8 protein-coding genes and 4 pseudogenes are annotated in these 12,503 nt (G+C 64.4%); 7 read left to right on the top strand and 5 right to left on the bottom strand.

Features of this window, described 5'->3' with window-relative positions; all coding sequences use genetic code 11:
• Positions 1–443: 443 nt before the first annotated feature.
• Together ACSKB9_RS34330 and ACSKB9_RS34325 are read left to right on the top strand one after the other, a co-directional pair.
• Complete coding sequence (locus ACSKB9_RS34330; RefSeq protein ID WP_438078717.1) at positions 444–977, top strand: hypothetical protein; 534 nt, start codon at positions 444–446, stop codon at positions 975–977.
• A gap of 149 nt (positions 978–1,126) precedes the next feature.
• Positions 1,127–1,438 (top strand): hypothetical protein, encoded by a 312-nt coding sequence (locus ACSKB9_RS34325; RefSeq protein ID WP_438078716.1) that lies wholly within the window; start codon positions 1,127–1,129, stop codon positions 1,436–1,438.
• 606 nt (positions 1,439–2,044) lie between these two features.
• Here the strand turns inward: ACSKB9_RS34325 and ACSKB9_RS34320 are convergent.
• A complete protein-coding gene (locus ACSKB9_RS34320; RefSeq protein ID WP_438078715.1) occupies positions 2,045–3,277 on the bottom strand; it encodes a rhodanese-like domain-containing protein in 1,233 nt (410 codons plus the stop codon).
• A gap of 247 nt (positions 3,278–3,524) precedes the next feature.
• Here ACSKB9_RS34320 and glgC point away from each other — a divergent pair.
• A pseudogene (gene glgC, locus ACSKB9_RS34315) lies at positions 3,525–4,785 on the top strand (glucose-1-phosphate adenylyltransferase).
• Positions 4,782–6,237: pseudogene (glgA, locus tag ACSKB9_RS34310) on the top strand (glycogen synthase GlgA). Before glgC ends, glgA begins: the two co-directional pseudogenes overlap by 4 nt.
• Before the next feature lie 65 nt (positions 6,238–6,302).
• Here the strand turns inward: glgA and ACSKB9_RS34305 are convergent.
• From ACSKB9_RS34305 to ACSKB9_RS34290, 4 genes and pseudogenes are all read right to left on the bottom strand, one after another.
• Complete coding sequence (locus ACSKB9_RS34305) at positions 6,303–6,617, bottom strand: hypothetical protein (RefSeq protein ID WP_057018843.1); 315 nt, start codon at positions 6,615–6,617, stop codon at positions 6,303–6,305.
• 131 nt (positions 6,618–6,748) lie between these two features.
• Positions 6,749–7,791: pseudogene (locus tag ACSKB9_RS34300) on the bottom strand (serine hydrolase).
• 613 nt (positions 7,792–8,404) lie between these two features.
• Positions 8,405–8,893: a DUF417 family protein gene (locus ACSKB9_RS34295; protein ID WP_438078714.1), complete on the bottom strand. Its 489-nt coding sequence runs from the start codon at positions 8,891–8,893 to the stop codon at positions 8,405–8,407.
• Positions 8,894–9,089: 196 nt separating this feature from the next.
• Positions 9,090–9,746 carry a TetR/AcrR family transcriptional regulator gene (locus ACSKB9_RS34290; protein ID WP_438078713.1) on the bottom strand — a complete coding sequence of 219 codons (657 nt, stop codon included), beginning with the start codon at positions 9,744–9,746 and terminating at the stop codon, positions 9,090–9,092.
• Positions 9,747–9,973: 227 nt separating this feature from the next.
• Here ACSKB9_RS34290 and ACSKB9_RS34285 point away from each other — a divergent pair, with 227 nt between their 5' ends.
• The 3 genes and pseudogenes from ACSKB9_RS34285 to ACSKB9_RS34275 form a co-directional block, all read left to right on the top strand.
• Positions 9,974–11,284, top strand: a complete 1,311-nt coding sequence (locus ACSKB9_RS34285) for a phytoene desaturase family protein (RefSeq protein WP_438078711.1) — start codon at positions 9,974–9,976, stop codon at positions 11,282–11,284.
• Between the two features lie 5 nt (positions 11,285–11,289).
• Positions 11,290–12,141, top strand: a complete 852-nt coding sequence (locus ACSKB9_RS34280) for an ABC transporter ATP-binding protein (protein ID WP_438078709.1) — start codon at positions 11,290–11,292, stop codon at positions 12,139–12,141.
• Positions 12,129–12,443: pseudogene (locus ACSKB9_RS34275) on the top strand (ATP-binding cassette domain-containing protein); the annotation flags it as partial. The gene ACSKB9_RS34280 and the pseudogene ACSKB9_RS34275, both read left to right, overlap by 13 nt.
• Positions 12,444–12,503: the final 60 nt, after the last annotated feature.

Below are 12,503 nucleotides of genomic sequence, written 5' to 3'. Positions count from 1 at the left end.
GCAATTTTGCGCTGAAGCGACGAAGCAATCCCCAGGCCTATGAGGCACACATCCGCGCCTGGGTGGCGAAGGTCAACCATCTGGTGTGATGATCTCCTGCGAGTTCGGGCACGCAACGCCCGTCACACGCACTCCACTGTCGTCCCTGCGAAAGCAGGGACCCATACTCCGCAGCGGATATTGTGAACGGACTCGTCGTTCCAGCAAAGCAAGATAATCAGCATCGGTGGTTATGGGTCCCTGCCTTCGCAGGGACGACACTGAGATTGTTGCATCTATCCTCCGCTGCTTCCCTTACGCTATATACTATCGTATATATCGAGACGACAAGGCAGGCGGGTGAACAATCCGGTCGGGAACCCTGCAGACAACAACCATCGACCGGAGACGATCGCCAAGAAAATCCTGCCTGGTCCAACCAGGTTCATTGAGGAAACGCGATCATGATAAAGAACAATGCCGCCGCGGGACGTCCGCGCGCAACGGGAGAACTGCTAAAGATCCGCCGCGCATCGCTAGCGGCCATCATCCTTGCGCTCGGTGCGGCCGGCGCAGTGCGCGCCGAAACAGCTCCGGTCGGCGTTCCCGACAAGAGTTTTCCGGAGAGCGTGACCTCGACTTCCGACGGGACGCTCTACGTCGGCAGCTTCAACCATGGCGGCGTGACGAAGATCTCGGGCGGCAAGGCCGAGCAGCTGGTCAAGCCGGGCGCCGCCGACAGCCGCTCGACGCTGGGTGTGCTCGCCGACGAGAAGAGCGGCACGCTCTATGTTTGCTCCAACGACATCAGCGCTATGGGCGTGGCGGGGCCGAGCGACACCAAGGGCGCCTGGCTGAAAACCTTCGATCTCAAGAGCGGCGCGCCGAAGGGCAGCTTTGCCTTGAGCGATCCGAAATCGTTCTGCAACGACATCGTGGTCGGTGTCGACGGCACCGCCTATGTGAGCGATTCCTTCGGCCGTTCGTCTACAGCCTGAAGGCGGGCGGCACGGCGCTGGCGACGTTCGCGACCGATCCGCAGCTCGCGCCCGCCAAGGACGGCGTCGGGCTCGACGGCATCGCGATCGGCGCCGACGGCAATCTTTACGTCACGACCTTCATTCCGGCCAAACTGTTCAAGATCGAGATGAAGGACGGCAAGGCCGGCGCCGTGACCGAGCTGAAGCCGTCGCGGCCGCTCGACCACGCCGACGCGTTGCGTGCCCATGGCGGCGGCTTCCTGCTGATCGAGGGCAACGGCAAGCTCGACAAGGTCACGGTGAAGGGCAGCGAGGCTACCATCGACACCATCAAGGATGGCCTCGCCGAGCCGGTCTCGGTGACGCAGGTCGGCGATGTCGGCTGGGTCGCCGAGGGCAAGCTGTCCTACGTGATCGGCGACAACAAGGGCAAGGACCCCGGCCCGTTCAAGCTGACGCCGGTGGCGTTGCCGAGGTGAAGAGCGGGCTGAGTTACGTTTCGCGGCAAACTCCCGCTTGCGGGGTCGAGACGAGCGGAGCTCGCTCTTGGGTCGGATCGCATCGATAGATGCGATCCGGGTGGGGCTTTCTCCACGAGTCGCCGCGGCCGCTCGGCTCAAGCACGAACGCCTCTGGAATACTGGATCAGCCGCATGCGCGGGTGATGACATCGCGCTGTTTGACATCCTGAATTGCGATCCATCCTCAGCGTCGTCCCGGCGAAGGCCGGGACCCATAACCACCGCTGCAAATGGTTTACGCGATGCCGGAACGACGAGTCCCATCCACAACATCCGCTGCGGCGTATGGGTCCCGGCCTTCGCCGGGACGACGCCTGGAGGGAGCTGCGGCCGCTCCTGTCTCTAGAATATGGATCACCCCGCACGGGCGAGTGATGACCCTGCGAGGGGCATCTGCACGATTTCTGAATAGTAGAATAATACCACTGATTTGCCCGACGAGTCAAGTTGCCGTGTCTGCCGGCAGCCACCGGCTCCTTTGCATGGGGTTGTTTTCGATATTTTGGCAGTGCGCCCCTGCGTCTCGGCACCGATGCGGTCGCCCCGCCGTCACCACGTCATCCGCTAGATTACATAGAACCCGTGCGTGCCGTCGCGGCGCAGCTGCTCGACGAGGCCGTACTCCCAATCGAGATAGGCCTGCATCGCCTGCTCCGCGACGCCGGTGCCCTCATAGGGTCGCCGGTAGCAGTGCGCGGGATCGGGCCGCGGCACGATGCGCGGCGGGCCGACTTCGAGCCGGCCGTCATAGCCGCCGTCGAGCACATAGACCTCCCAGCCCATCTGCGCGAGCCAGGACGCCGTCATGTCGGCGCGGATGCTTTTGTCGTCGCTCAGCACGATGCGCGCGCCGCGCACGGGCGCGGCCATGTCGATTTCCTGCACCAGCTGGCCGCCGGCATAGTGACGGAAGCCGGCAAGGTGACCGGCCGCGTAATCCTCGGCATCGCGCACGTCGAAGCGATACAGCGTACGGTGCGTGTCCTCGTCCAGCGCGGCGAGTTCATCGATCCCGATGTGACGGACGCCGGCGCGATAGGCGACGTCGCGCGCATTGTCGCCTGCGCCCTCGAACGGACCGATGCCGCCGCGCTTGCTGGCGCCGTGCTCGAGATCGTGCTTCGCCAGCGTCCAGCCGATCGTGCCGTTGCGCAGCGCCCGCACCTTGTTGGGCAGTCCGGCATTGATCAGCGACTGCGTGCCGATGATCGAGCGGGTGCGGCCAGCGCAGTTGACGATGATGGTGGTGTCGGGATCGGGCGCCGCGCCGCCGGCGCGCAGCACCAGCTCGGCGCCGGGCACGCTGACCGAGCCCGGGATGTTCATGGTGGCATATTCGTCGAAGCGGCGGACATCGAGGATCGCGATGTTGGCCTTGTCCGAGATCAACGCGGCGACCTCGTCGGCGCTCAGCGACGGCGTATGCCTGCGCAACTCGACCAGCTCGCCGAACGCCTTGGCGTAGGAGTTGACGTCCTCGAACACCTCGTAACCGGCCGCCTTCCAGCCCCGCAAGCCGCCGGCGAGCGCGGCGACATCGCCATAGCCCAGCGCCATCAACTGCTCCGCGGCGGCAGCGACCAGCCCCTCGCCATTGTCATAGAGAACGATCGGCACGTCCTTGCGCGGCAATCGCAGCTCGGCTTCGAGCGCGATCCGGCCGGCCGCCATGTTGGCGGCAAACAGCGGATGGCCGCTAGCGAATTCCGCCTCATGCCTGACGTCGAGCAGCGCGATCTCCCGGCGCAGCAGCAGCGTTGCGCGGATGTCCTGGGGCGTGACGGAAGCAAGTGTCATGGAATGCTGGCCTGACAGAAGAAAATGGCAGGCTTGCTCTAGGCCGAAATCACGTCTCGTCAATGGCTTTAACCGACCCGCAACCCCGATCTTCACGAGCGGGGGTCCGGGGAACGAAAGCCCGCCATCCCGCTTTGCTCAACCGGGATGCACTTGCTACGTTCCCAATCGGCCCCGTTGGCGCCCGATCAGGCCTTCCGGACAAGAGAAGGTAGCGAGGCCAGCCTGAAGTTCTGGGAGGATGACCATGAGATCAGTCGGAAATGAACCCTTGTCGCGTCACGCCCTCGCCTTCGTGCTGGCCGGCGGACGCGGCAGCAGGCTTCAGGAGCTCACCGACAAGCGCGCCAAGCCCGCGGTCTATTTCGGCGGCAAGTCGCGCATCATCGATTTCGCACTATCCAATGCAGTGAATTCGGGCATCCGCCGCATCGCGGTGGCGACCCAGTACAAGGCGCACAGCCTGATCCGGCATCTGCAAGGCGGCTGGAACTTCTTCCGGCCGGAGCGAAACGAGAGTTTCGACATCCTGCCGCAAGCCAGCGCGTCTCCGAAACGATGTGGTATGTCGGCACGGCCGACGCGGTCTACCAGAACATCGACATCCTCGAAGCGCACGGCACCAAGTACATCCTGGTGCTCGCCGGCGACCACGTCTACAAGATGGATTATGAGATCATGCTGAAGCAGCATGTCGAAAGCGGCGCCGATGTCACGGTCGGCTGCCTTGAAATGCCGCGGGCTGATCCAGCGCCTTCGGCATCATGCATATCGACGAGACCGGCCTGATCCAATCCTTCCTCGAGAAACCCGCCGATCCGCCGCCGATGCCCGGCAAGCCCGACAAGTCGCTGGCCAGCATGGGCATCTATGTCTTCAATTCGGAATTCCTGTTCGACGAGTTGCGCCGCGATGCCGTTGACCCGAACTCGGCCCACGATTTCGGCAAGGACATCATCCCCTATATCGTGAAGCACGGCCGGGCGATCGCGCATCAGTTCAACGATTCCTGCGTCCGCTCCGGCGACGATCCCCGCTCCTACTGGCGCGATGCCGGCACCGTCGATGCCTATTGGGGCGCCAATATCGATCTCACCGACGTGGTGCCCGAGCTCGACCTCTACGATCGATCATGGCCGATCTGGACCTATGCCGAGATCACCCCGCCTGCCAAGTTCGTGCATGACGAGGACGGACGGCGCGGCCAGGCGGTGACCTCGCTTGTCTCCGGCGCCTGCATCATCTCAGGCGCGTCGCTGCGCCGCTCCCTGCTGTTCACCGGCGTGCACGTCAATTCCTACGCCAATATCGAGAATGCGGTGATCATGCCCTATGTCAATGTCGGCCGCGGAGCACGGCTCCGAAACGTCGTGATCGATCGCGGGGTGAGGATTCCGGAAGGGCTCGTGGTCGGCGAGGATCCCGAATTCGACGGCAAGCGCTTCCGCACCACCGAGAACGGGATCACGCTGATCACGCAGTCCATGATCGACAGGCTGGGAACATGACGCCCATCCGCGTCCTCGCAGTCGCCTCCGAAGTCTACCCGATCGTCAAGACCGGCGGCCTCGCCGACGTGGTCGGCGCGCTGCCGGCGGCGCTGAAGCAGCACGGCGTCACGACGCGGACGCTGGTGCCCGGCTATCCCGACGTGCTCAAGGCGCTGGCTTCGGCGGAGACGCTGCTGCACCGGCCGGAATTCTACGGCGGGCCGATCCGCGTGCTGGGTGGCACGCATGATGCCCTCGATCTGTTCGCGCTCGACGCGCCGCATCTCTATGCGCGGCCCGGCAATCCCTATGTCGGCCCGGACGGACGCGACTGGCCGGACAACGGCATCCGCTTTGCCGCGCTGTCGCGGATGGCGGCGGAAATCGGCCAGGGCGCGATCACCCCCTTTGTCCCCGACATCGTGCATGCGCATGACTGGCAGGCGGGCCTCGCACCCGCCCTCCTGCATTATGCCGGGCAACCGCGGCCCGGCACGGTGATGACCGTGCACAACCTCGCCTATCAGGGCCAGTTCTCGCCGGACATGCTTGCCGCGTTCGGCCTGCCGGGCGAATCCTACGCGCTGCATGGCGTCGAATATTACGGCACCATCAGCCTGTTGAAGGCCGGCTTGCAATTCGCCGACCGCATCACCACGGTGTCGCCGACCTATGCGCGGGAGATTCGAAAGCGACGAGGGCGGCATGGGGCTCGGCGGCCTCTTGCGCGAACGCGCCGACGTGCTGAGCGGCATCCTCAACGGCATCGACATATCGGTGTGGAATCCAGCCACCGATCCCGACATCGCGGCGCGCTTCAGCTCCGAGCAGCCGGCGGATCGCGCGATGAACAAGGCGGCGCTGCAGCGGCGCTTCGGGCTTGATCCAATGCCGGATGCGATGCTGCTCGGCGTCATCAGCCGGCTGTCATGGCAGAAGGGCCTCGACCTGCTGCTCGAGAACATTCCGACGCTGCTCGGCGAAGGCATTCAGCTTGCGCTGCTCGGCAGCGGCGATCGCGACCTGCAGGATCGCTACGCCGCGCTGGCGCGCGACAATCCCGGACGGATCGCGGTCGTGATCGGCTACGACGAGGCGCTGGCGCATCTGATCCAGGCCGGCGCGGACGCGCTCGCGGTGCCGTCGCGCTTCGAGCCGTGCGGCCTCACCCAGCTGTGCGCGCTGCGCTACGGCGCGGTCCCTGTTGTCGCCAATGTCGGCGGCCTTGCCGACACCGTGCTCGACTTCGACGAAGTCGCGATCACCGGCGATGCGCCGACCGGCGTCAAGTTCGCACCCGTCACCTCGGATGCGCTCGCCCACGGCTTGCGCAAGGCAAACCTGCTGTTCAACGACAAGGTGACATGGCGCCGGCTGCAGCAGGCCGGCATGGCCACCGATGTCTCCTGGCACAATCGCGCCGGCCGCTACGCCGCGCTCTATCGCGAGCTCGCGACGACGCGGCGCTAGAGCACGATCCGGAAAAGTGCGAACCGGTTTTTCCGCGACAAAACGCGAAGCGTCTTGCGCTGAGATCAGTTCAGCAGATCGCAGGACGCGATGCGGTTGATGTCGGCGAGGCGCCGGTCGGGATTTCCCTTGAGATCAAGGCTTGCGACGAGATCGAGCAGCCGGCCATAGGCGCGGTCGGCGACCGCGACCGGCAGCGGCTCCTCGTCGAAGGTTTCGACGTAGTTGCCGACGAGTCCGCTCAGCAGCCGGCAAACGCCGCGTTGCTCCGGGTCGTCCTTGCTCAGAATCTCGAGTTTTTGCTGGAAGGTCCTGAAGGTTCGCAACCCATGGGGCTGTTGCGAAAGCCAATTGTGCAAATCAGGATACAGATCGGTCATATCAGCCTCTTCAAAATGGAGAAGAAGCTACCGGCTTATACAGCTCATCACGGTTCCGCGCCATCGCGATTTTTGCATGCATCCTCTGCCCTGCCGCGCAGGCCGTGTCATTGGACCGGCACGTCCTGCGATTAAAGTCGCGCGAGGGCCGGCAAGATCCTGTAGCGCGCGATCTCGTGCGGATAGTCGCCGCGATTGGCGAGCAGCACGATGCCGAGCCTGCGCGCCGGCACCAGGCCGACATAGGCTGAGGCGTTATTGAGACCGCCCGGCTTGTCGATCACGGTGATGCCGTCCAGCCGCACATGCTCCCATGCCATCGCCTGGCCGAACTTTTCGTCGACGCGAAAACTCTCCCGCTCGGTCATCTGCAACGCTGCGCGCAATTCGGGATCGATCACCGCGCCGTCGAGGCAGGCGCCCAGCAATATGCCGAGATCGCGCGCCGATGAGAACATCTGGCCGGTGCCTGGAAAATCGTAATAGCGCTGCTGATTGCCCGGCGCACCGATCGCCGTGCCGTCGTGGGAGTAGCCCTGAACCACCCGCTGCATCATCTCGGGCGCCATCCTCGCGCGGTCGTCCTCGCTGCGGTCCGGAACGAAGGTCGACGTCATTCCGAGCGGCTTGAGGATTCGGCTCCCGATCAACGTCGCGATCGGCATCTCATAGCGCCGCTCCAGCACCAGCTGCAGCAGGACATAGCCGGCATGGCTGTAGATGCGCTGCTTGCCCGGCTGCTCTCCTGCCGGCGGCGTCCATGCATTGAGCATCGCGATGAACTGATCACGGCTGAAGGTCCCTCCGGCCATGGCGGATGATCGGTCGGCAGCAGCAGCCCCGATGTATGATCGACGAGCTCGCCGATGGTGACGCGGCTGACGTAGTCGCCGTTGAGCTCGGGCAGATACTTGCCAACCGGATCGTCCAGCCGCAATTCGCCGCGCTCGGTGCCGAGCGCGACCAGCGTCGCCTCGAACAGCTTGCGCAACGAGGCGAGGTTGAACAGCGTGTCCGGGGTGACCGGTCGCTTCGCCGCGGCGTCAGCGAAGCCGTAATTGAAGAAGCCGACCCGCCCGCCGGCATAGACCGCCGCGGCGAGGCCGCCCGGATCGGCCGCGGTCGCAGTCGGCGCGAGTTCCGTCGTGACGATGTCCCTGATCTGCGCATCCATGTCGGAATCCGCGCGCGCCCCTCCAAGCACGCTACCAGCGACCACGAACAGGACGGCCGCGATCCGAACGGTGAGCCATTGTCTCATGATGAACGAAATCGGGACGATGTTGCGATGCGACCTGCAGACTAGTCTGTTCACCATCGAGAGATGGCGACATCACGATCCTAGCGGTGGAACCCAAGCGTCCGAATTCACGATTGCGCGTCTTGCGCCGTTACCCGCCCGGCTGGGGACGGGGCGGCCCGATCGCTGTTCCGGTGGTCACTTCCGGATGCCGCGATCGCGACCGCCCTCCCACTCCAGCCACGGTGCGGGAACTGCAATCGAACTAAAAAATGCGGGACGTTTGAAAATGACGGGAGTGGGCTTCGACGAAAAGGCAAGATCGGCGCTTGCCGATCGGGCCAAGGATATTTCTGACTTCGTCACATTCCGCTCCCAACCGGGGACGTTTCTTCCGTAGCAACAATTCGTCAATCGAAGGTTGCATAAGCCGATCGGATTCGATTTTCAAGACACGGTCGTCCGCGACGTTTTGTCCTGTTCCAGATGCCGGATGCGCGCGATGACTGTTTAACCATTGGTTAACCATCGATGCGCGGCGCGACACCTATTTGGCGCGCGAGCGGACGATCGACCGCGGCAACGACGCCAACAGCAGCACGAGGCAGACGCACAGAAGCACGATGTCCTTGAACAGGAACTCGCCGGCCAGGTTCCAGGTCATAGGATCGGTCGACAGGCTCCATTTGACCACCCCCGGCGTCGTGAAGAAGAACGACCACGTCACCGCGAAGGTGATGACGCCCATCAGCGCGCCGATCGCTGAGAGAACCGGGCTGAACGCGCCGGCGGCGAGCAGCGCCGCGATGCCGAACTCGGCGACGCCGAGCACATAGGCCTCGCCCCGGAGACCGAACACCGACAGCCACGAGATGAACGGGCTGTTGCTGATGAACTGCGCGATGCCTTGCGCCGATTGCAGTGTGAACTTCTGCATGCCGAACGACACGAAGATCACGACCATGACCCAGCGCAGGATCGCGAGCGCTCGATAAGACCCCTCGCCCTGTTCGGCGATGTTGAACGACAGATTCATGTGGTTGTTGCTTCCCTCGCTGCGGAGCCACCATCGGCCGCTGTTGCGGCGTTCGTGGCAGAACTACGCCGCGCGCCGTGCGCGCGTTACGCGCGGGACAACGTCTCGGCCTTCACGATGATGTGCAGATGAGATGAGGAATAATCGCTGCGAGAGATGTCTTCGGCGCGAGGTCGCGAAGCGCGCCCCGATGGCCTCACGCGCGCTGGCGCAGCGCACGCGCGGCGTCCTTTGCCGGCACCGGCATGGTGAAGCCGTACAGGAACAGGTCCACCACCATGTCGGCGAACTCCCTTGGATCGATCCCGCCCTTCGGATCGTACCAGGTGTGGCTGAAGTTCAGGATGCCGAACAGCATCATGCTGTAAATCTTCTTGGTCCGCTTGACGATCTTGCCTTCCTTGTCGAGCTTGACCAGCAGATCCGAGACCGTGTCGACCAGCTGGCGCTCCAGCGCCTTGATCGCATCCTGCTCGGTCTCGCCGAGGAACGAGAGGTCGTTGAGGATCACGCGCTGCTCGTCGCTCGAACGCGCATTCAGCGCGACGATGGCCTGGATCGCGGCGCGGAACTGCTCCAGCGTCGTCGCCTTTGCGGCCATCGCGGCCTCGACGTCGGTGATCATCTCGCGGATGTGGGCGTCGAGGATCGCGAACAGGATCGCTTCCTTGGAATCGAAATAATGGTACAGCGCGCCGCGCGACAGCTTGCAGGCATCCGCAAGGTCGGCGATCGAGGCACGCATGTAGCCCTGCCGCGCGAACAGGCCGCAGGCGGTGGTGAGAATGTTCCGCTGAATCTCGTCATAATCTCTGAGCGCGTCCGCGCCATTGCCGTCTCTCTCGTGCACCATCGGCGCCGCCGGAATCGGGCGACTGCCTCTCTCTATACTACCGCAGCCCCAGGCTCTCCTCCCCTTTGCGGGCACCATCCACCAGAACTCTTCGATCGCCCGTGCGACGAGCGACCTGCGTCAAAAAATAATTTGAACGACCGGTCGGATTATATTAGACTGCCTTCCATCAAGCAAGCGGATTGCGCATGCCGGGACCAACCCGGCGGCATCGCGGGAGGTTGCGCGTGGATTCTCAGAGGATCGATGCTGTCGTGATCGGAGCCGGTGCCGGCGGGCTGTGTGCCGCGGCGCGTCTCGCCCATGGCGGGCTGCATACGCTCGTCGTCGACGACAAGGACCGGCTCGGCGGGCGCGCCTCGACCGAGGAGATCGACGGCTTCAAGGTCAATATCGGGGCGATCGCGATCGAGTTCGGTGGCGTGTTCGAGGAAACCTTCAACACCATCGGCGCCCCGCTCGACATCCGCGCGCCGGAGCCGGCGAGTTCGTTCTTCATCGACGGCAAGGTGATCGATGTCGGCCGCGGCGGCTGGTCGCTGCTGCTCGGGCAGCTCACAAAACAGGCCTCACGCATCCTGGAGAAATTCGCCGACGCCCGCTCCGGCAATCTGCCCGACGGGCGGCAATCGACCGAGGACTGGCTGAAGGGCTACACCAGCAACGCCACCGTGCACGCGCTGTTCCGCAATCTCTGCGCGGCAATCTTCGCCTGCAACGCCGCGGAGCTGCCGGCCCGCGCCTTCCTCACCTATTTCACCAGCAAGGGCGCCTTCAAGAAATTCGGCTTCTGCCCGCAGGGCACGATCGGCGTCTGGAACAGCCTAGGCAGCGCGATCAGGCGCAACGGCGACATCTGGCTCGAAACGCCGGCGACCACGATCCACACCGCTAACGGCAAGGTCGAAGGCGTCACCGTGCTCAGGAACGGTGAACCGGTGCGGATCGACACCGATCTCGTGATCAGCAATGCCGGGCCAAAGGCCACGGTCGCGCTTGCCGGCAGCGAGGCGTTCCCGGCGGATTATATCGCCAGGGTGAAGAACGACCTCCGCCCGGCCGCCAACATCGTCATCAATGTCGCGAGCCGCGAGCCGCTGATCAATCATCCCGGCATCGTCACCTTCGGCAAGACGCGCCGGCTCTGCAACATGGCCAACCTCTCGGCCACCTGTCCGGAATTGGCGCCGCCCGGCTGGCACCTCTATGTCGCCTATGCCGTGCCGGTACCCGCGCTCGGTGACTTTGACTCCGATGCAGAAGTCCGGCTCGCGCTCGAGGATCTGCGCGAGCAGTTCGCGAATTTCGACCAGGCAAAAATCCTGTCGATCCGGGTGATGCGCGACAACTGGCCGGCACAACGCAGCTGCGCCGGCTACGATTTGCCGCGCGAGACCGGTATCGAGGGCCTGTGGTGCGTCGGCGACGCGGTGAAGCAATATGGCAATGGCGGCACGCAGGCCTGCGCCGAGACCGCCAAGATCGTCACCGATGCGATCCTCGCCGCGCGCCCGCGCTTATCGGCAGGCCGGGTCTGAGCACGATGCCGACGACCATCCCGCATCCGATGCCGCAAGCAGCGCCAGTCGCCGTGCCAGAGCAGTGCCTGCTCGAATTCCGCAACATCCGGATCGTCTACGACAATGCGATCGAGGCGATCCGCGACATCTCGATCGCGGTGCCCGAGGGCAGCATCGTCGCCCTGCTCGGCTCCAACGGCGCCGGCAAATCGACGCTGCTGAAGGCGATGTCCGGCATCCTCTATACCGAGGAAGGCGTGATCGAGAACGGTAGCATCCGCTTCCGCAATGACGAGGTGCATCGCCTTGCGCCGGACGAACTGGTCCGCCGCGGCATCGTGCAGGTGCCGGAGGGCCGCCGCGTGTTCGCGGCGCTCACCATCGACGAGAACCTGCAAATGGGCGGCTACACCAGGACCAGCGCCGAGGCGCGCGAGCGCCGCGACAAGGTGTTTGCGCTGTTTCCGCGGCTATATGAGCGGCGCGACCAGATCGCCGGCTACATGTCCGGCGGCGAGCAGCAGATGCTAGCGATCGGCCGCGCGTTGATGACCGATCCCGTGCTGCTTGCGCTCGACGAGCCGTCGCTCGGCCTCGCGCCGCTGATCATCGACCGCATCTATGAGGTGATCGTCCGGCTGCGTGACGAACTAAAGATGACGGTGCTGCTGGTCGAGCAGAACGCGCAGCGCGCACTCGACATCGCCGACTACGGCTACATCCTGGAGACCGGCCGCGTCGTGCTCGACGGCACCGCATCGAGGCTCACCGCCAACGAGGACGTCCAGGAGTTCTATCTCGGCGCCTCCTCCGCCGGCCGCAAGAGCCTGCGCGACGTCAAGCATTACAAGCGCCGCAAGCGGTGGCTGTCGTGACCGCGCTGCTCACGGTCGAGAACCTGTCAAAGCGCTTCGGCGGCCTGCAGGCCGTCGCCGATGTCAGCCTGCGCGTCGCGCCCGGCGAGATCTGCAGCGTGATCGGTCCGAACGGCGCCGGCAAGACCACGCTGTTCAACATGATCTCGGGCGTGCTGCGGCCGAGCGGCGGCCGCATCACGTTCGACGGCATCGACCTCTCGACGATCTCGCCATGGAAATTCGCCGCCGTCGGCATCGGCCGCACCTTCCAGAATCTCGCGCTGTTCAAGCACGGTACTGTGGTCGAGAACATCTTGACCGGCCGCCACACCCACCTGCGCTCGACCGTGCTCGATGCGGTGTGGTTTTACGGGCGTACC

This window comes from Bradyrhizobium sp. BR 1433 (assembly GCF_051547665.1).
Taxonomy (GTDB): Bacteria; Pseudomonadota; Alphaproteobacteria; order Rhizobiales; family Xanthobacteraceae; genus Bradyrhizobium; species Bradyrhizobium australafricanum.
The sequence above is the reverse complement of the archived record's forward strand: the minus strand, read 5'-3'. Positions and strand labels throughout refer to the sequence as shown.

Bases quoted from the DNA above. Each gene is read 5' to 3' on its own strand.
- ACSKB9_RS34330 (WP_438078717.1), top strand. From the start codon at position 444: ATGATAAAGAACAATGCCGCCGCGGGACGTCCGCGCGCAACGGGAGAA.
- ACSKB9_RS34325 (WP_438078716.1), top strand. From the start codon at position 1,127: ATGAAGGACGGCAAGGCCGGCGCCGTGACCGAGCTGAAGCCGTCGCGG.
- ACSKB9_RS34320 (WP_438078715.1), bottom strand. From the start codon at position 3,277: ATGACACTTGCTTCCGTCACGCCCCAGGACATCCGCGCAACGCTGCTG.
- ACSKB9_RS34305 (WP_057018843.1), bottom strand. From the start codon at position 6,617: ATGACCGATCTGTATCCTGATTTGCACAATTGGCTTTCGCAACAGCCC.
- ACSKB9_RS34295 (WP_438078714.1), bottom strand. From the start codon at position 8,893: ATGAATCTGTCGTTCAACATCGCCGAACAGGGCGAGGGGTCTTATCGA.
- ACSKB9_RS34290 (WP_438078713.1), bottom strand. From the start codon at position 9,746: ATGGTGCACGAGAGAGACGGCAATGGCGCGGACGCGCTCAGAGATTAT.
- ACSKB9_RS34280 (WP_438078709.1), top strand. From the start codon at position 11,290: ATGCCGACGACCATCCCGCATCCGATGCCGCAAGCAGCGCCAGTCGCC.